The sequence below is a fragment of the Jannaschia sp. R86511 genome, assembly GCF_042466345.1.
Lineage (GTDB): Bacteria > Actinomycetota > Actinomycetes > Actinomycetales > JBBAYJ01 > Aquipuribacter.
Genome location: NZ_JAXHCD010000001.1, coordinates 1,110,443 through 1,127,928 on the forward strand (window position 1 = coordinate 1,110,443; position 17,486 = coordinate 1,127,928).

General features: G+C 74.5%; 22 protein-coding genes. 16 read left to right on the forward strand and 6 right to left on the reverse strand.

What is annotated here, in order from left to right; all coding sequences use genetic code 11:
- Position 1: 1 nt before the first annotated feature.
- From SJY06_RS05435 to SJY06_RS05445, 3 genes are read left to right on the forward strand one after another with little or no spacing between them, the layout of a single operon-like run.
- Positions 2-1,252 carry an amidohydrolase family protein gene (locus SJY06_RS05435; RefSeq protein WP_380165410.1) on the forward strand — a complete coding sequence of 417 codons (1,251 nt, stop codon included), beginning with the start codon at positions 2-4 and terminating at the stop codon, positions 1,250-1,252.
- 52 nt (positions 1,253-1,304) lie between these two features.
- On the forward strand, positions 1,305-1,703 hold the full coding sequence (locus SJY06_RS05440; protein WP_380165412.1) for a CrcB family protein: 399 nt from the start codon (positions 1,305-1,307) through the stop codon (positions 1,701-1,703).
- Positions 1,700-2,167 (forward strand): CrcB family protein, encoded by a 468-nt coding sequence (locus tag SJY06_RS05445; RefSeq protein WP_380165414.1) that lies wholly within the window; start codon positions 1,700-1,702, stop codon positions 2,165-2,167. The genes SJY06_RS05440 and SJY06_RS05445 overlap by 4 nt, the downstream gene beginning before the upstream one ends.
- A gap of 2 nt (positions 2,168-2,169) precedes the next feature.
- Here SJY06_RS05445 and SJY06_RS05450 read toward each other — a convergent pair whose 3' ends face one another.
- Entirely contained in the window at positions 2,170-2,856 is a 687-nt protein-coding gene (locus SJY06_RS05450; RefSeq protein WP_380165416.1) for a uracil-DNA glycosylase, read from the reverse strand.
- A 25-nt stretch (positions 2,857-2,881) separates the two neighbouring features.
- On the opposite strand from SJY06_RS05450, the gene SJY06_RS05455 reads away from it, so the two are divergent.
- The 3 genes from SJY06_RS05455 (at position 2,882) to SJY06_RS05465 (ending at position 4,294) form a co-directional block, all read left to right on the forward strand.
- Positions 2,882-3,301 carry a DUF6992 family protein gene (locus SJY06_RS05455; RefSeq protein WP_380165418.1) on the forward strand — a complete coding sequence of 140 codons (420 nt, stop codon included), beginning with the start codon at positions 2,882-2,884 and terminating at the stop codon, positions 3,299-3,301.
- A gap of 64 nt (positions 3,302-3,365) precedes the next feature.
- Positions 3,366-3,650: a DUF3263 domain-containing protein gene (locus tag SJY06_RS05460; protein ID WP_380165420.1), complete on the forward strand. Its 285-nt coding sequence runs from the start codon at positions 3,366-3,368 to the stop codon at positions 3,648-3,650.
- A gap of 32 nt (positions 3,651-3,682) precedes the next feature.
- Positions 3,683-4,294, forward strand: a complete 612-nt coding sequence (locus SJY06_RS05465) for a LytR C-terminal domain-containing protein (RefSeq protein ID WP_380165422.1) — start codon at positions 3,683-3,685, stop codon at positions 4,292-4,294.
- Here the strand turns inward: SJY06_RS05465 and SJY06_RS05470 are convergent.
- The gene (locus SJY06_RS05470; RefSeq protein ID WP_380165424.1) at positions 4,282-4,821 is read right to left on the reverse strand and encodes a hypothetical protein; all 540 of its coding nucleotides are present in this window, start codon (positions 4,819-4,821) and stop codon (positions 4,282-4,284) included. The genes SJY06_RS05465 and SJY06_RS05470 overlap by 13 nt on opposite strands.
- A gap of 201 nt (positions 4,822-5,022) precedes the next feature.
- On the opposite strand from SJY06_RS05470, the gene SJY06_RS05475 reads away from it, so the two are divergent.
- Positions 5,023-5,226, forward strand: a complete 204-nt coding sequence (locus SJY06_RS05475; protein WP_380165426.1) for a cold-shock protein — start codon at positions 5,023-5,025, stop codon at positions 5,224-5,226.
- Positions 5,227-5,409: 183 nt separating this feature from the next.
- Here SJY06_RS05475 and SJY06_RS05480 read toward each other — a convergent pair whose 3' ends face one another.
- Together SJY06_RS05480 and SJY06_RS05485 are read right to left on the reverse strand one after the other, a co-directional pair.
- Positions 5,410-5,970 carry a type 1 glutamine amidotransferase domain-containing protein gene (locus SJY06_RS05480; protein WP_380165428.1) on the reverse strand — a complete coding sequence of 187 codons (561 nt, stop codon included), beginning with the start codon at positions 5,968-5,970 and terminating at the stop codon, positions 5,410-5,412.
- A complete protein-coding gene (locus tag SJY06_RS05485) occupies positions 5,967-6,116 on the reverse strand; it encodes a hypothetical protein (protein WP_380165430.1) in 150 nt (49 codons plus the stop codon). Before SJY06_RS05485 ends, SJY06_RS05480 begins: the two co-directional genes overlap by 4 nt.
- Positions 6,117-6,442: 326 nt before the next feature.
- On the opposite strand from SJY06_RS05485, the gene groL reads away from it, so the two are divergent.
- The 5 genes from groL (at position 6,443) to SJY06_RS05510 (ending at position 11,293) form a co-directional block, all read left to right on the forward strand.
- A complete protein-coding gene (gene groL / locus SJY06_RS05490) occupies positions 6,443-8,071 on the forward strand; it encodes a chaperonin GroEL (RefSeq protein WP_380165431.1) in 1,629 nt (542 codons plus the stop codon).
- Positions 8,072-8,182: 111 nt separating this feature from the next.
- A complete protein-coding gene (locus SJY06_RS05495) occupies positions 8,183-8,551 on the forward strand; it encodes a hypothetical protein (RefSeq protein WP_380165433.1) in 369 nt (122 codons plus the stop codon).
- 107 nt (positions 8,552-8,658) lie between these two features.
- On the forward strand, positions 8,659-9,846 hold the full coding sequence (locus SJY06_RS05500) for an XdhC family protein (protein WP_380165435.1): 1,188 nt from the start codon (positions 8,659-8,661) through the stop codon (positions 9,844-9,846).
- Between the two features lie 147 nt (positions 9,847-9,993).
- Positions 9,994-10,809, forward strand: a complete 816-nt coding sequence (locus tag SJY06_RS05505; RefSeq protein WP_380165437.1) for an SRPBCC domain-containing protein — start codon at positions 9,994-9,996, stop codon at positions 10,807-10,809.
- A 28-nt stretch (positions 10,810-10,837) separates the two neighbouring features.
- On the forward strand, positions 10,838-11,293 hold the full coding sequence (locus SJY06_RS05510; protein ID WP_380165439.1) for a molybdenum cofactor biosynthesis protein MoaE: 456 nt from the start codon (positions 10,838-10,840) through the stop codon (positions 11,291-11,293).
- Here the strand turns inward: SJY06_RS05510 and SJY06_RS05515 are convergent.
- Positions 11,280-11,534 (reverse strand): MoaD/ThiS family protein, encoded by a 255-nt coding sequence (locus SJY06_RS05515; protein ID WP_380165441.1) that lies wholly within the window; start codon positions 11,532-11,534, stop codon positions 11,280-11,282. The two genes, SJY06_RS05510 and SJY06_RS05515, sit on opposite strands and share 14 nt — an antisense overlap.
- Complete coding sequence (gene moaA, locus SJY06_RS05520; RefSeq protein ID WP_380165443.1) at positions 11,527-12,603, reverse strand: GTP 3',8-cyclase MoaA; 1,077 nt, start codon at positions 12,601-12,603, stop codon at positions 11,527-11,529. The genes SJY06_RS05515 and moaA overlap by 8 nt, the downstream gene beginning before the upstream one ends.
- 147 nt (positions 12,604-12,750) lie before the next feature.
- Between moaA and SJY06_RS05525 the strand changes: the two genes are divergently transcribed.
- Genes SJY06_RS05525 through SJY06_RS05540 form a run of 4 tightly spaced genes read left to right on the forward strand, consistent with a single transcriptional unit; the run spans position 12,751 to position 17,486 of the window.
- Positions 12,751-13,638, forward strand: a complete 888-nt coding sequence (locus SJY06_RS05525; RefSeq protein ID WP_380165445.1) for an FAD binding domain-containing protein — start codon at positions 12,751-12,753, stop codon at positions 13,636-13,638.
- Complete coding sequence (locus tag SJY06_RS05530) at positions 13,635-14,156, forward strand: (2Fe-2S)-binding protein (RefSeq protein ID WP_380165447.1); 522 nt, start codon at positions 13,635-13,637, stop codon at positions 14,154-14,156. Before SJY06_RS05525 ends, SJY06_RS05530 begins: the two co-directional genes overlap by 4 nt.
- On the forward strand, positions 14,153-16,591 hold the full coding sequence (locus SJY06_RS05535; RefSeq protein WP_380165449.1) for an aerobic carbon-monoxide dehydrogenase large subunit: 2,439 nt from the start codon (positions 14,153-14,155) through the stop codon (positions 16,589-16,591). Before SJY06_RS05530 ends, SJY06_RS05535 begins: the two co-directional genes overlap by 4 nt.
- Position 16,592: 1 nt before the next feature.
- Positions 16,593-17,486: an XdhC family protein gene (locus SJY06_RS05540; protein ID WP_380165451.1), complete on the forward strand. Its 894-nt coding sequence runs from the start codon at positions 16,593-16,595 to the stop codon at positions 17,484-17,486.

The window sequence follows — 17,486 nt, forward strand, 5'->3', positions numbered from 1 at the left end:
CGTGGCCACCGCGGGGTTCAGCGGGCCGCCGGTCGGCCAGGGCCGGGACGTGGCCCTGGTCGGGGGCCGGGTCGTGCCGGTCGAGGGAGCGGTGCTCGAGCGCGGCACCGTGCTGGTGCGCGACGGCCGCCTCGCCGCGGTGGGCCGGGTGGACGACGTGCCGGTGCCCGACGACGTGCCCGTGCACGACGTCACGGGCCGCTGGGTGCTGCCGGGCTTCGTCGAGGCCCACGGCCACCTGGGCATCTTCGAGGACGGCGAGGACTGGCCCGGCCGGGACCACAACGAGATGACCGACCCCGTCACGGCGCGGCTGCGGGCCATGGACGCGGTCAACCCCGCCGACATCGCGTTCGTCGACGCGCTGGGCGGTGGCGTGACGTCGGTCGTCGTCAAGCCGGGCTCGGGCAACGTCGTCGGCGGGCGGACGGTGGCGCTCAAGGCCTGGGGCCGGACCGTGGACGACATGTGCTTCCGGGAGCCCGCCAGCCTCAAGAGCGCGCTGGGCGAGAACCCCAAGCGGGTCCACGGCGACAAGGGGCGTCTGCCCAGCACCCGGATGGGTGTGGCCGCGGTCGTGCGGGACGCCCTGGACCGGGCGCTGTACCACCGCACGCAGAAGCTGCAGGCCGCCGAGCGCGGCGAGATCGGCCCGCCGCCGGACCCGACCAGCGACACCCTGCTGCTGGCCCTGGACGGCGAGGTGCCCTGGTGCCAGCACGCGCACCGGGCCGACGACATCGCCACGGCCCTGCGGCTGGCCCGGGAGTACGGCTACCGCCTGGTGCTCAACCACGCCACCGAGGGCCAGCTGCTGGCCGCCGAGCTCGCCGCCGCCGACATCCCCTGCCTGGTCGGGCCCACCCTGGGCTCACGGTCCAAGGTCGAGCTGCGCCACCGCACCCTGCGGACGCCGGCCCTGCTGCACGCCGCGGGCGTCCGGGTCGGCCTGAGCACCGACCACCCGGTGGTGCCCATCGCGTTCCTCGTCCACCAGGCGACGTTCGCCGTCAAGGAGGGGCTTCCGGCCGAGGAGGCGCTGCGGGCCATCACGGTCAACCCCGCCCGCTTCCTGGGCCTGGACGACCGTGTCGGCTCGCTGACCCCCGGCCTGGACGGTGACGTCGTGGTCTGGGACGGCGACCCGCTCGACGTCATGAGCCGGGCGCTGACCACCTACGTCGAGGGCCGCCGCGTCTACGACTTCGACGTGGCCGAGATGGTGGGCCGCGCCGCCGACCCGTGGGCCTGACGCCCGAGCCGCCCGTGCCGTCCGCGCCGCCCCAGGCGCGCGGGGCACGCGCGTGAGCGGGGCCGCGCCGGTGGCGGACGGCCCGCGACCGGGCCGGACCCTGCTGGCCGTCGCGGCGGGCGGCGCGCTCGGCGGCGCGGCCCGGGTGGCGGCGGGCGCGTCGTCCGCGGCGCTGGCCCCGGCGCTGCCGGCCTGGGCCGTGCTGGTCGCGGTCAACGTGCTGGGGTGCTTCGTCATGGGGCTGGTGGTGGCGCGCGGGCGCGGCCGGGTGGACCCGCTGGTCACGACCGGGGTGCTGGGCGGGTTCACGTCGTTCTCGGGCTGGGTGCTGGACGTCGTCCGGCTGGCCGAGCCCGCACCTGCACTCGCCCTGCTGCTCCTGCTGGCCGTGCCGCTCGCGTCGGTCGCGGCCTGCCTGGTCGGTCTCCTCGCCGGGGGTGAGCGGCCGTGAGCGACGCCGACCCGACCACCGGCCTGCTCCTGGCCGCAGCGCTGCTGGTCGTGCTGGTCCTGGGCGCCGGGGCCGGCACCGGGCTGCGGGCGGCCGCGCTGGCCCGGGTCGCGGCCTCGCGGTCGCCCCGGGTGCGGGCGCTGGGCTCGGCCTGGGTCAACCTGCCCGCCTCGGCGGTGGCCGGGCTGGCGCTGGTGCTCCAGCTGCGCCTGGACCTGGGGCCGGGACCCGGGACCCCGGGCAGCGACCTGGCCGGCACCGTGGCGGCCGTGGCCGTGCTCGCCGTGCTCGGGGTCTGCGGCGGCCTGTCGACGTGGTCGACGCTGGCCCTGGAGCTGTCCCGGTCGCTGCTGGCCGGTCGCCGCCGAGACCTGGCGCTGCAGCTGGGCGGGGTCGGCGCGGGGGTCGTGGCCGGGCTGTTCGGTGCCGGTCTCGGCACGGTCGTGCTCGCGCTGACCGGCTGAGCTCAGGCCTCCCCGGCCAGCCGCCAGTCCAGCGGGGCGCCGCCGAGCTCGACCAGGGCCGCGTCCACCCGGCTGAACGGCCGCGAGCCGAAGAAGCCGCGGTCGGCCGACATCGGGCTCGGGTGCGCGCTCTCGATCCGCGGGACGTCACCCAGCAACGGGGCGAGCGAGCGCGCGTCCCGGCCCCACAGCACGGCCACCAGGGGGCCGCCGCGCTCGACCAGGGCGCGGATGGCCGCCTCGGTGACCTGCTCCCAGCCCTTGCCGCGGTGGGAGCCGGGGTCGCCCGCCCGCACCGTCAGCACGCGGTTGAGCAGCATCACCCCCTGCTCGGCCCAGGGCGTCAGGTCGCCCGAGCGCGGAACGGGCAGGCCGAGGTCCGCCTCGCGCTCGACGAAGATGTTGCGCAGGCTGCGGGGCAGCGGTCTGACGTCGGGCGCCACCGAGAACGACAGGCCCACGGCGTGACCAGGGGTGGGGTACGGGTCCTGGCCCACCACCAGCACCCGGACCTGCTCCAGCGGGCGCTCGAAGACGCGCAGGACCGCCGGGCCCGGGGGCAGGTACCGGTGGCCCGCGGCGGCCTCCTCGCGCAGCAGCTCGCCCAGGGCGGCGACCGTCGCCTCGAGGGGTTGCAGGGCGGGCAGCCAGGACGGGTGGACGAGCTCGGACAGCGGACGGGCGCTCACGGACCCGATCCTGCACGATCACCCCATGGCGACGCTCGAGCAGGTCCGCTCCGACCTCACCCGGACCCTGGTGGGGTGGTCGCTCGCATCCGTGGCCGGCGGGGCGGCCCTGGGCGCCCGACAGCTCGGCCCGCGCGCGTCCGGGTTCGCGCGGCAGGCCGTGGCCTGGGGGGCGGTCGACCTGGCCATCGCCGCGGCCGGTGCGGTCGGGGGCCGCAAGCCGGTGCGCGACCGGTCGGGCGAGACCGCCTCGCTGCGGCGCCTGCTGCTGCTGAACGCCGCTCTGGACGTGGGCTACGTGGCTGCGGGGGCCGCCCTGGTGCGGGCCGGCACGGTGCGGGGCCGGGACAGCGTCGGTGACGGGGCCGGGGTCGTCGTGCAGGGGCTGTTCCTGCTGGTCCTGGACCTGGGCACGGCCGCCCGGCTGCGAACCACACGCGTGTAGTTCGTTGCTAGTCTGGCGGGCGCAGCGGTCCGCGCGCGTCGGGCCGGAGCGGGTGAGGTGGCAGGTGAGCCAGGACGTCGACACCCCGCGACCGCCCGAGGGGCTGAGCGAGCGGGACCTGGAGCTGCTCGACTTCGAGCGGCAGTGGTGGAAGCAGCCCGGGGCCAAGGAGCAGGCGGTCCGGGAGCGCTTCGGGGTCAGCTCGACCCGGTACTACCAGCTCGTCAACGCCCTCCTCGAGCGGGAGCCCGCGCTGCGCCACGACCCCGTGCTGGTCAAGCGGCTGCGGCGGGCTCGGGCCGCCCGGCTGCGCCCCCGGGGTGCGCGTCGCCTGGACGCAGGGTCCTGAGGTCACCGGACGGGGCGGTAGCCTCCGACCCGATGGACGACCTCGCCGCGCCGCAGCACCACCGTTCCGGCGCCCACCGTGCCCGTCGGCACCCGCTGCTCGTCGCCCTGCTGACCCTGGGGGCGGTCGCGATCGCCTCCGCCGTGCTGCTCTGGGGTCTGCTGACCTTCGACGTGCTGGGCGTCGGGGACGACCTGCGCCAGGCGGGCGGGGCGTCGTCCGTGGCACCGCCGGCGGCCACGACTCAGCCCTCGGACGAGGCGTCGGCCCCGGCGTCCGCCGTCGACCCGACCGGTGAGCCGACGGGCGACCCGACCGGTGAGCCGACCCAGGACCCGAGCGAGGAGCCGAGCGAGGACGCCGAGCCCGTCGTCGACCGCTCGCTGCCGGTGGACGTGCTCAACAGCACCTCCACCCCCGGGCTGGCGGCCGGCGCCGGGGAGTCGCTGGAGGACCTGGGCTGGACCGTCGGCGAGGTCGGCAACTTCGACGGCGACGAGATCCCCACGACGGTCCTGTACCCCGAGGAGGACCAGCAGGCCACGGCCGAGGCCGTCGCCGAGGACCTCGGGGTCGGTGCCACCGAGCTGTCGCAAGACGTCGACGTCATCACCCTCGTGCTCGGCCCCGACTACAGCGGCTGAGCGCCCCGGCCGCCGCGTCGCCGGACGCGTCGGCCGAGCCGTCGTGCGAGGCCCCGCCCCGGGAGCCCGCGCAGGGGACGGACCCGGTAGCCGCCGTCGGCCAGGCCCGCGGCCTGCTCGAACGCGTTGGCCGAGTGCGGGTCGCCGGTGCGCAGCCAGGACCACGCCGAGGCCAGCAGGTAGGCGGGCAGGAACCCGACGGGTCCGCCCCAGCGGGCCCACTGGTCCGCATGGCGGGACTCGTGGTCCAGCAGCAGCGGCTGCCGGTCCATCACGTCCACCCCGCCGCCGGTCGGGGCGCCGCGGCGCAGCAGGACGACGTCGCCCACGCAGACGGCGCCCGCGTGGGGGGCCGGGAAGCGGCGCGGGTACCCCGGTGCCAGCCACAGGCCGTGGGGTCCCGGGCGCAGCCGGACGCCGTGCCGGCGGGCCAGCCAGAGGCCGGCGGCCGTCGACCCGTTGAGCAGGTTGGCGCGGCGACGGCGGGCCCGTCGCCGCGCGAGCCGGTCGTCCGGGACACCCACCACGAGGACATGGTGCTCCAGCGGGCCCCGAGGCACTACGCTGGTACCTGGTTGAGCACGACGGCCCCTCCGGGGGCTCGAGGAATGAAGCACCGCTCCGGTAGCTGAAGACCGTTCGCGTGAGACCCGGTGTCCCGATCCCGGGACGCCGACGACCCGGGATCTCCGGGGCCGCGCAGCGGCACCATCAGCAACAGGAGCAACATGGCTCAGGGCACTGTCAAGTGGTTCAACGCCGAGAAGGGCTTCGGCTTCATCACGGTTGACGGCGGCGGCGCCGACGTCTTCGTCCACTGGTCCGCGATCCAGGCGCAGGGCTACAAGTCCCTCGACGAGGGTCAGCGCGTGGAGTTCGAGATCGGTCAGGGCCAGAAGGGCCCGCAGGCCGAGGCTGTCAACCCGATCTGATCCCGCCTCCGGCCCTGCGGGCCGGTCGCTCAGACAGGTACAGCACGCCGAAGGGCGGCACCCGCGAGGGTGCCGCCCTTTGTGCTGTGCGGCCGGTGCTGGTGGCGCCGACGGTGGGTCGTGCTGCCGGCTGTGCCCCCGGGCGGCCCGCGTCGTCCGGTACGCGGGCCGCGCCGGGTGGTCTCAGTCGGAGGTGGCGCTCGGCAGCGCCGCGACGAGCTCGCGGCAGAAGGCCGGCAGGTCGTCGGGGTTGCGGCTGGTGACCAGCGTCCCGGCCCCGAGCCGGTCGACGACGACCTCCTCGTCCACCCACTCCGCCCCGGCGTTGGCCAGGTCGGTCCGCAGGCTCGGCCACGACGTCAGGCGCCGGCCGGGCAGCAGACCCGTCTCGACCAGCGTCCACGGGGCGTGGCAGATCGCGGCCACGGGCCGCGAGGAGCGAAGGAACGCGGCGACGAACGCGACGGCGTCGGCGTCGGTCCGCAGCGCGTCGGGGTTGGCGACCCCGCCCGGCAGCACCAGACCGACGTAGTCGTCGGCGTCCGCCTCGCCCACCACGACGTCGACGGCGAAGGTGTCGCCCTTGTCCAGGTGCTCGAACGCCTGCACCTCGCCGGCCTCCGGGCTGAGCAGCACCGGCTGCAGGCCTGCGGCCGCCACGGCCTGCCACGGCTCCGTCAGCTCGACCTGCTCGATGCCCTCCCCGGCGACCAGGAAGGCGACCTTCGCTCCGGCGGCGCTCACAGCGCGGCCGTCCGGGCCGTCGCGGCGGCGCTGTCGCCACGGTGCCGGGCCGGGGCCCGCAGCAGGCTCTCCTCCAGCCGGGCCATGCCGAGCACGAGGCCGAGGGCGGTGGTCGGGACGACGATCAGGAGCAGGGTCGTGAGCATGCGGTGGGTCTCCGTGGGTCGGGCGAACGAGTGCGACGGCCACGCGGTACCCGCCCGGCCGCGCCGTGAAACCCCCCCGGGTCGTCCCGGGGCGGTCGGCGACCGGCGGGACCGGGCCCCGTGGTTTGCACTCTCGGTACCCGAGTGCCAATAATGGCGCTGGCACTCTCATGCCGGGAGTGACAACAGACCTAGGGTCCTGCACGGGCCCCGGGACCGGCCGTCGAGGCCAGCGGCAAGGCGGGACGTGACCGTCGGCCGCTGTCCGTCCGTCGCGGGCGACACCGGTCCATGCCACCCACCGTGTGCGGAGGGATCACCACCAGATGGCCAAGATCATCGCTTTCGACGAGGAAGCCCGGCGCGGCCTCGAGCGGGGAATGAACCAGCTCGCGGACGCCGTCAAGGTCACGCTCGGCCCCAAGGGCCGCAACGTCGTCCTGGAGAAGAAGTGGGGCGCCCCCACGATCACGAACGACGGCGTCTCCATCGCCAAGGAGATCGAGCTCGAGGACCCGTACGAGAAGATCGGGGCCGAGCTCGTCAAGGAGGTCGCCAAGAAGACGGACGACGTCGCCGGTGACGGCACCACCACCGCGACCGTCCTCGCCCAGGCGCTCGTCCGCGAGGGCCTGCGCAACGTGGCGGCCGGCGCCAACCCGATGGCCCTCAAGCGCGGCATCGAGAAGGCCGTCCAGGCCGTCTCCGCCCGCCTGCTCGAGACCGCCAAGGACGTCGAGACCAAGGAGCAGATCGCTTCGACCGCCTCGATCTCCGCCGCTGACACCCAGATCGGCGAGATGATCGCCGAGGCCATGGACAAGGTCGGCAAGGAAGGCGTCATCACCGTCGAGGAGTCGCAGACCTTCGGCCTGGAGCTCGAGCTCACCGAGGGCATGCGCTTCGACAAGGGCTACATCAGCCCCTACTTCGCCACCGACACCGAGCGCATGGAGGCCGTCCTGGAGGACGCCTACGTGCTCGTGGTCAACTCCAAGATCTCGACCGTCAAGGACCTGCTCCCGCTGCTGGAGAAGGTCATGCAGTCGGGCAAGCCGCTGTTCGTGATCTCCGAGGACGTCGAGGGCGAGGCCCTGGCCACGCTCGTCGTCAACAAGATCCGCGGCACCTTCAAGTCCGCGGCCGTCAAGGCCCCGGGCTTCGGCGACCGTCGCAAGGCCATGCTGCAGGACATCGCGATCCTGACCGGTGGCCAGGTCATCTCCGAGGAGGTCGGCCTCAAGCTCGAGTCCGCCTCCCTCGACCTGCTCGGCCACGCGCGCAAGGTCGTCATCACCAAGGACGAGACCACGATCGTCGAGGGCGGCGGCGACGCCGACGCCATCGCCGGCCGGGTCAACCAGATCCGCGCGGAGATCGAGAACAGCGACTCCGACTACGACCGCGAGAAGCTCCAGGAGCGCCTCGCCAAGCTCGCCGGCGGCGTGGCCGTCATCAAGGCGGGCGCGGCCACCGAGGTCGAGCTCAAGGAGCGCAAGCACCGCATCGAGGACGCCGTCCGCAACGCCAAGGCGGCCGTCGAGGAGGGCATCGTCCCCGGCGGCGGTGTCGCCCTGGTCAACGCGCTCCCCGCGCTGGACGACCTCGGCCTCACCGGTGACGAGGCGACCGGGGCAAACATCGTCCGCGTCGCGCTCGAGGCCCCCCTCAAGCAGATCGCCGTCAACGCCGGCCTCGAGGGTGGCGTCGTCGCGGAGAAGGTCAAGAACCTGCCCCTGGGCGAGGGCCTGAACGCCGCGACCGGCGAGTACGTCGACATGATGGCCACGGGCATCGTCGAGCCGGCCAAGGTGACGCGCTCCGCGCTGGAGAACGCCGCCAGCATCGCGGCGCTGTTCCTCACCACCGAGGCCGTCGTGGCCGACAAGCCGGAGAAGGCCCCGGCCGGCGGCGGGGGCGACCCCACGGGCGGCATGGGCGGCATGGACTTCTGAGTCCAGGCCCCACCAGCTCCACCTGAACCGCACGGCGAAGACCCCCGGGACCTCCCGGGGGTCTTCGTCGTAGGGGGGCGTCCGGCGCCTGCGTGTGGTCGGATGGTCACCATGAGCACCGACCCGCTGGCAGGACCCATCGAGCCGTTCCCCGAGGACTCCCTCGCGGCGACCCGCGACGACCACCACGACCACGTGGCGCACGCCGACCCGATCCACGAGGAGGTCGAGACCCACGTGGACCCGGCCGTGGCCGAGGCCGTCCACCAGGTGCGCGACCGGTTCGGCGCGCGCGGTCTGCGGGACCTGATCACCCTGGCCAGCTACGAGCTCGACGTGGCCGAGCAGGCCTTCGCCTCGCTCAACGCCCCGGCCTCGCCGGACGAGGCCCGGCTGGACGAGGCCTTCGCGGGTTACGTCCAGGCCGGTGGCGACGACGCGGGGCCGGTCGACGACGGGGAGCCCGGCCCGCGCCCCTGAGCCCCGGGCGGGCTGGGGGCCACGTGGTGGATGCCGCCCTGCGCGGTGCCCGCCCCGGCCGCGCGGGTGCGATGCTTCAGCCGTGAACGACACCGACGTCGCCCCGCATGCCCCGGGCCGAGGGCCCGGAGGCGGCCGTGCGTGAGGTCCTGACCGACCTGCTGCGCTGGTGGCGCGCGGGGGAGCCGGTCGGGGTCGCGACCGTGGTGGGCACCTGGCGCTCGGCCCCCCGGCAGCCCGGCGCCCTGATGCTCGTCGGGCCGGGCGGGCAGGTGGTGGGCAGCGTGTCCGGCGGCTGCGTCGAGGGGGCGGTGTACGAGCTGGCCGCCGAGGTGCTCGTCACCGGGGAGCCGGTGCTGCAGCGCTACGGCGTGAGCGACGACGACGCCTTCGCGGTGGGGCTGTCCTGCGGCGGCATCCTCGACGTCTTCGTCGAGCGGGTCGACCCGGCGGGCTTCCCGGAGCTGGACGACGTGGCGGCCGACGTGGCCGCGGGGCGACCGGTGGCCGTCTGCACCGTGGTCGCGCACCCGGACCGGTCCCGGGTGGGACGTCGGCTCGTGGTACGGCCCACCTCGACGGAGGGCTCCCTCGGCTCGACCCGGGCCGACGACGCCGTCGCCGCGGACGTGCGCGGCCTGCTGGCCGGGGGGCGCTCCGACGGGCTCACCTACGGTCCCGACGGCGAGCGGCGGGGCGAGGGCATGCGGGTGTTCGTCGCCGCGCACGCCCCCCGCCCCCGCATGGTCGTGTTCGGTGCCATCGACTTCGCGTCGGCGCTGGCCCGGATGGGGGCTTTCCTCGGCTTCCGGGTCACGGTGTGCGACGCGCGCGCCGTGTTCGCCACGGCCACCCGCTTCCCCGACGCGGACGAGGTGGTCGTCGAGTGGCCCCACCGCTACCTGGCGGCCGAGCGCGACGCCGGCCGCCTCGACGAGCGGACCGTGCTGGCGGTCCTGACCCACGACCCCAAGTTCGACGTGCCGGTCCTCGAGGTCGCCCTGCGCCTGCCCCAGGTGGGCTACGTGGGCGCGATGGGCAGCCGGCGCACCCACTCCGACCGGCTGCGGCGGCTGCGCGAGGCGGGTCTGGGCGAGGTGGAGCTGGCCCGGTTGTCCTCGCCCATCGGGCTGGACCTGGGCGCGCGCACGCCCGAGGAGACCGCGGTGTCGATCGCGGCCGAGGTGCTGCAGCTGCAGTGGGGCGGCACGGGGGCCCGGTTGGGTGACGTCGACGGACCCGTGCACCGCGGTCTGGTCCGGGAGGAGCCCGCGTCGCGCGCGACGAGTCCTTGACGCCTCGGCGTCGCGTGGTGACACACTCCGCCATGCGACCGACCTCGACGACGACGTCCAGGCACCCCCGACCCTCCGTGGCGCCCCTGCGCTCCGGCCACCCCGTCCGGAAGGGCTGACCCCATGGAGCTCCAGCACCGTTTCCACGTGCCGATCGGCATCGAGGAGGCGTGGACCACGTTCAACGACCTCGAGCGGATCGCCCCCTGCCTGCCCGGCGCCCAGCTGACCAGCCTCGACGGGGACGACTTCACCGGCAAGGCCAAGGTCAAGGTGGGCCCGGTCTCGATGCAGTTCGCCGGGTCGGGGCGGTTCCTCGAGCGCGACCGGGACGGCTACCGGGCGGTGCTGGAGGCCACGGGCAAGGACAGCCGGGGCAACGGCACCGCCGCCGCGACGGTGACGGCGCGGCTGGAGGCCGCCGGCGAGGGCACCGACGTCGTCGTGGACACCGACCTGAAGGTGTCGGGCAAGGTCGCGCAGTTCGGCAAGAGCATGATCAGCGAGATCGGCGGCAAGCTGCTCGACCAGTTCGCCTCCTGCCTGGCCGAGACCCTGGCCGCCGGTGACGCCGGCGCGGGCGAGGCCGCCCCGACGACCACCCCGGCCGACGTCGCCGCCTCGGCCGGCACCACCGCCTCGCAGGCCGGGGCCGGGGCGGGGGCCAGCGTGCAGGACGTCGCCCCGGCCGACCTGCGTCCGGCCGGGTCCGGACCGGTCGGTGCGCCCGACGCGGCCGTGCCGTCCGCCACGCCGCAGACCGGGCCGAGCGCCAGCACGACCGGCACGACCACGCCGATCCGGCCCCGGGGGGAGTTCACCCCCCAGCCGGAGCCCGAGGCGCTAGACCTCGGCTCGGTGCTCCTGCCCACGCTGCTGCGCCGCTTCGGCCCGCTCGTCGCGGCTGGTCTGACCGCCGGCCTGGTCGGCTGGTGGCTGGGGCGGCGCTCCGCCCGGGACTGACACCCGGCCCGGCCGTAGGCTCGCGGCCATGAGCACCCCGGGCTGCGCCGTCCTCCTCGCCGGCATCAGCGACGCGCCCATCGGCGTCGCGCACCTGCACGAGCTGGTCGCCGGGCCCGCGCACGGCGCCGTCGTCACCTTCGACGGGGTCGTGCGCGACCACGACACCCCGGGCCGGGGGGCCGTCACGCTGCTGGACTACGAGGCCCACCCCGACGCGGCCGCGGTCGTGCAGCGGGTCGCCGAGGAGGTCGCGGCGACCTCGGCGGCGGCGGCGCTGGCCGTGCTGCACCGGGTCGGCCCGCTCCGGGTGGGCGACTGCGCGCTGGCGGTGGCGGTGGCCGCGGCGCACCGCGGTGACGCGTTCGCCACGGCGGCCGCGCTGGTGGACGCGGTCAAGGAGCGGCTGCCGGTCTGGAAGCACCAGCACTTCGCCGACGGCAGCGACGAGTGGGTCGGGCTGGGGGAGCTCAGCCCCCGCTGAACGGCGGCAGCACGTCGAGCTCGGCCGCACCGGCCAGCGGCGCGTCGGAGCGGGCCGAGACCCCGTCCAGCAGGAACGAGCAGGCCGCCACGACCCGGACCAGCTCGGGACGGGCCTCGCCCAGCCGGCCCAGCACGTCAGCCACCCGGTCGCCGGCCAGCACCTCGACCGTGGTCTCGCGCTCGCCCGCCGCGGCCCGGGCCCCGGCGAAGAAGCGGACCCGCACCCGCCCTTCAGCCACCGATCGCGCTCATCGGCCGGTCCGGGCGGACGAAGCCCTCGTCGTCGGTGCCGTGGCCGGCCTTCTTGGCCCAGGCGTTGCCGCGCCACGCCACGGCCAGGGTCTCGTCGTCGGCCCCGGAGCGCATCAGACCCCGCAGGTCGGTCCCGCTGGTCGAGAACAGGCAGCTGCGGACCTGGCCGTCGGCGGTGAGCCGCATCCGGTCGCAGTCGCCGCAGAACGGCCGGGTGACCGAGGCGATGACGCCGACCGTGCCGAGGCGGACGCCGCCCTCGAGCACCTCCCAGCGCTCGGCGGGGGCGCTGCCCCGCTGCGCCATCGGCACCAGCTCGAACGCCGTCGACAGGGTGGCGAGCACCTCGGCCGCGGTGACCATGCTCGAGCGCTCCCAGCTCTCGTGGGCGTCCAGCGGCATGTGCTCGATGATCCGGAGCTCGACCCCGGTCGCGCAGGCCCAGCGGACCAGGTCGACCGGCTCGTCCTCGTTGACGCCCCGCACGACCAGTGTGTTGATCTTGAGCGGGGTGAGCCCCGCAGCCAACGCCGCGTCCACCCCGAGCAGCACGTCGTGGAGCCGGTCGCGCTGGGTGATGGCCTGGTAGCGGTCACGCTGCAGGGTGTCCAGGCTGATCGTCACCCGGTCCAGGCCCGCCGCGGCCAGGTCGCCCGCGCGGCGGTCCAGGCCGATGCCGTTCGTGGTGAGGGCGGTCTTCACGCGCCGCCCGTCCGGGGTGGTCAGCGACGCCGCGGCCTCGACCAGCGCGGGCAGGTCCTTGCGCAGCAGCGGCTCGCCGCCGGTGAAGCGGACCTCGTCGATGCCGAGGTCGCGCACCGCCAGCTCGACCAGACGGGTGATCTCGGCCGAGCTCAGCAGCTCCGGGCCGGGCAGCCACGGCAGCCCCTCGGGCGGCATGCAGTACGAGCAGCGCAGGTTGCAGCGGTCGGTCAACGACACCCGCAGGTCCCGGGCCCGGCGGCCGTAGGTGTCCAGCAGCCCCGTCTCGCCCGCCGGGCGGGGCGTGGTGGCCGTCACGGGGAGGGAGGGCATCCCCAGGCCGACGCTCGTCATCACACGAGGGTAAGCGCGACGGCGGACGGCCTGTTCCGACCGGGGGTACGAACCGGCTAAGGATTCACTTAGGTGGCTGTTGACAGACCAGGTGCCCGGGCGGGGATAGTCAGGCACCCGTCACCGACACCGACGTCTGGGGTCCACATGCAGGTTCCCGCACCGTTCGAGTACGAGAGAGCCACGAGCGTCGACCACGCCATCGGGCTGCTGGAGCGCTACGGCGACACGGCCCGGCTCATCGCGGGCGGGCACAGCCTGCTGCCGATGATGAAGCTGCGCCTGGCCAACCTCGAGTACGTCATCGACATCAACGGCCTGCACGAGGAGCTCGGCTACGTGCACGTCGGGGACGACGAGGTCCGGATCGGGGCGATGACCCGGCACCGCGAGCTGCTGGAGCACGACGGGCTGGCCGGGCTGTTCCCGATCATCCGCGACGCCGAGAAGGTCATCGCCGACCCCGTCGTCCGCAACCGCGGCACGCTCGGCGGCTCGCTGTGCCAGGCCGACCCGTCGGAGGACCTGTCGGCGGTCTGCACCACGCTGGACGCCAGCTGCGTCATCCGCAACGGCTCGGGCGAGCGGGTCGTCAGCATGGAGGACTTCCACCGCGGGCCCTACGAGACCGCCGTCGGCGACGCCGAGATGCTGGTCGAGGTCCGCATCCCGATCCGCCCCGGGGGCTCCAGCGCCTACGAGAAGGTCGAGCGCCGCGCCGGCGACTGGGCCGTGACGTCGGTCGGGGCCGCGGTCTGGCTGGCCGACGGGGCCATCACCGACGCCCGGGTGGGCATGGCCGCGGTCGGCCCGAACACCACCGGCATCCCCGCGGTCTCCGCGGCGCTGCGGGGCAAGGTCCCCAGCGAGGAGCTGTTCGCCGAGGCCGGCGCCATCGCGTCGGCCGCCTGCGAGCCCAGCACCGACAGCCGCGGCACCGAGGCGTACAAGCGCCACCTCGCCGACGAGCTCACCCGGCGCGCCCTGCGCCGGTCCGTCGCCCGCCTGATGAGCACCACGGGAGCCTCCGAATGATCGTCACCATGACCGTCAACGGCACCGAGGTCAGCGAGGAGATCGAGGCGCGCATGCTCCTCGTGCACTTCCTGCGCGACACCCTCGGGCTCACCGGCACCCACTGGGGCTGCGACACCAGCAACTGCGGTACCTGCGTGGTGTGGCTGGACGACGAGCCGGTCAAGGCGTGCTCGGTGCTGGCCGCGATGGCCGACGGGCACACCGTCCGCACGGTCGAGGGGCTGGAGACCGAGGCGGGCCTCGACCCGGTGCAGCAGGGCTTCATGCAGTGCCACGGCCTGCAGTGCGGCTTCTGCACGCCCGGCATGATGATGACCGCCCGCGCCCTGCTCGACCGGCAGCCCGACCCGGACGAGCACACCATCCGCGAGGCCATCTCCGGCCAGATCTGCCGGTGCACCGGCTACGCGACGATCGTCCGCTCCATCCAGTGGGCCGCGAAGCACGAGGCCGACGCGCGCGAGGCCGAGGCCACCCCGGTCGCCGCCACCGCGACCGAGGGGAGCAACGCATGACCACCGTCGAGGACCGTCCCGGCACCGCCGGCAGCACCACCACCGACCGCGCCGACGCCGGGGCCACCGACCCGCACGCCAGCAACGACCACAAGCCGGTCGGCTACGGCCGGATGCTGCGCAAGGAGGACCCGCGCTTCGTGCGCGGCATGGGCCGCTACGTCGACGACGTCGTGCTGCCCGGCATGCTGCACATGGCCATCCTGCGCTCACCCGTCGCCCACGCCCGGATCGTGTCGATCGACACCTCCGCCGCCAAGGCCCACCCGAAGGTCAAGGCCGTGCTCACGGGCGAGGACTTCGCCGGGCTCAAGCTGGCCTGGATGCCGACGCTGTCCAACGACGTGCAGGCGGTGCTCGCCACCGACAAGGTGCGGTTCCAGGGCCAGGAGGTCGCCGTCGTCGTCGCCGAGGACCGGTACGCGGCCCGCGACGCGCTCGAGCTCATCGACGTCGAGTACGACATCCTCGACCCGGTCGTCGACGTCCGGAAGGCGCTCGAGCCCGGTGCCCCCGTGATCCGCACCGACCTCGAGGGCAAGACCGACAACCACTGCTTCGACTGGGAGACCGGCGACAAGGACGCCACCGAGGTTGTCTTCGCCGACGCCGAGGTGCACGTCACCGAGGACATCGTCTACCCGCGCGTGCACCCGGCGCCCATGGAGACCTGCGGCTCGGTCGCGCACTTCGAGAAGGTCGAGGGCCGGCTCACGCTGTACTCGACCACCCAGGCCCCGCACGCCCACCGCACCGTCTACGCGCTGGTCGCAGGCCTGCCCGAGCACAAGATCCGGGTCATCAGCCCCGACATCGGCGGCGGCTTCGGCGGCAAGGTGCCGATCTACCCCGGCTACGTCTGCTCGATCGTCGCCTCCATCGTCACGGGCAAGCCCGTGAAGTGGATGGAGGACCGCTCGGAGAACCTGATGAGCACCGGGTTCGCCCGGGACTACATCATGCGCGGCGAGATCGCGGCGACGAAGGACGGCCGCATCCGCGCCATCCGCACCCACGTGCTGGCCGACCACGGCGCGTTCAACGGCGTGGCCAGCCCGGTCAAGTACCCGGCCGGCTTCTTCGGCGTCTTCACCGGCTCCTACGACATCGAGGCCGCGTACTGCTCGATGACCGCGGTGTTCACCAACAAGGCCCCGGGCGGCGTCGCCTACGCCTGCTCGTTCCGGATCACCGAGGCGGTGTACCTGGTCGAGCGGCTGGTGGACTGCCTGGCCTACGAGCTCGGCATGGACCCGGCGGAGCTGCGGCTCAAGAACTTCATCCGGCCCGAGCAGTTCCCGTACGAGTCCAAGACCGGCTGGACGTACGACTCCGGCGACTACGAGCCGACCATGCGCCTGGCCATGGACATGGTCGGCTACGACGACCTGCGCCGGGAGCAGGAGGAGAAGCGGTCCCGCGGCGAGCTGATGGGCATCGGCATCTCGTTCTTCACCGAGGCCGTCGGCGCCGGTCCCCGCAAGGACATGGACATCCTCGGCCTGGGCATGGCCGACGGCTGCGAGCTGCGGATCCACCCGACCGGCAAGGCCGTCGTGCGGCTGTCGGTGCAGTCGCAGGGCCAGGGCCACGAGACGACGTTCGCCCAGATCGTCGCCGAGGAGCTGGGCATCGCCCCGGACGACATCGACGTGGTCCACGGCGACACCGACAACACCCCGTTCGGCCTGGGCACCTACGGCAGCCGGTCCACCCCGGTGTCCGGCGCCGCGGCCGCTCTGGTGGCCCGCAAGGTCCGCGACAAGGCGCGCATCATCGCCTCCGGCATGCTCGAGGTGAACGTCACCGACCTGGAGTGGGACAAGGGCCGCTTCCACGTGGCCGGCGACGACTCCGCGTCGGTCACCATCCAGGAGATCGCCTTCCGCGCCCACGGCGCCGGCGACCTGCCCGAGGGGATCGAGGGTGGCCTCGAGGCGCAGATCTGCTACAACCCGTCGAACCTGACCTACCCGTTCGGCGCGTACATCTGCGTGGTCGACGTGGACCCCGGCACCGCGGTGGTCAAGGTTCGCCGGTTCGTCGCGGTCGACGACTGCGGCACCCGGATCAACCCGATGATCATCGAGGGCCAGGTGCACGGCGGCCTCACCGACGGCGTCGGGATGGCGCTGATGGAGATGATCGCGTTCGACGAGGACGGCAACTGCCTCGGCGGCTCGCTGATGGACTACCTGATCCCGACCGCCATGGAGGTGCCGGACTGGGAGACCGGCCACACCGTGACCCCCTCGCCGCACCACCCGATCGGGGCCAAGGGCGTGGGCGAGTCCGCCACGGTCGGCTCGCCGCCGGCCATCGTCAACGCCGTGGTCGACGCGCTCAAGCCGTTCGGCATCCGGCACGCCGACATGCCGCTGACGCCCTCACGGGTCTGGGACGCCATGCGCGGCACCCCGACCCCGCCGATCTGACGTGCCGACGCAGAGGCTGGACGGGCGGATCGCGGACCTGCTGGCGCAGCGGGTGCCGTTCGTCCAGGCGACCGTGGTGCGGGCGGAGCGACCGACGTCGGCCTCACCCGGCGACACCGCGGTCGTCCTGGCCGACGGCAGCATCGACGGGTTCGTCGGCGGCGACTGCGCCCGCACGTCCGTGCGCACGGCGTCGCTGCAGGCCCTGGCCAGCGGCGAGTCGGTGCTGCTGCGGGTCCTGCCGGACACGACCGAGCAGTTCCCCGAGGTCCCGGGCGCCCAGGTCGCGGTCAACTCCTGCCTGTCCGGCGGCGCGCTGGAGATCTTCCTGCACGCCCGGGTGCCGGCGGCGCTGGTCCACGTGGTCGGCGACACCGAGAACGCCCGCGCCATCGCGGCGGTGGCCGAGGCCGCCGGGCTCGCGGTGGTCACCGGGGCCGTGCGCGACCTCGCGCCCGGCACGGTGGCGGTCGTCGAGGCGAGCCACGGCGAGGGCGAGGTCGACTCGATCCGGGCCGCCCTGGCCGCCGGGGTCGGGTTCGTCGGCCTGATCGCCAGCGAGAAGCGGGGCGCCGCCGTGCTGGCCGGGATGGGGCTGAGCGACGACGAGCGCGCCCGGGTGCACAGCCCGGTCGGGCTGCCGATCGGCTCGGTCACCCCCGGCGAGATCGCGCTGTCGGTGGTGGCGCAGGTGGTCAGGGCCGTGCGCACCGAGGGCCTGGTGGCGCCGCAGGGTGCACCGGGCGCCGCACCGGTGGTGCGCGTCGAGGTCGACCCGGTCTGCGGCATGGACGTCGTCGTGGACGCCGACGCGCTGCGTGGCACCCGGGACGGCCGGGAGTGGTTCTTCTGCGGCCGGGGCTGCCAGGAGTCGTACCTGGCCGGGGCCGGCTGA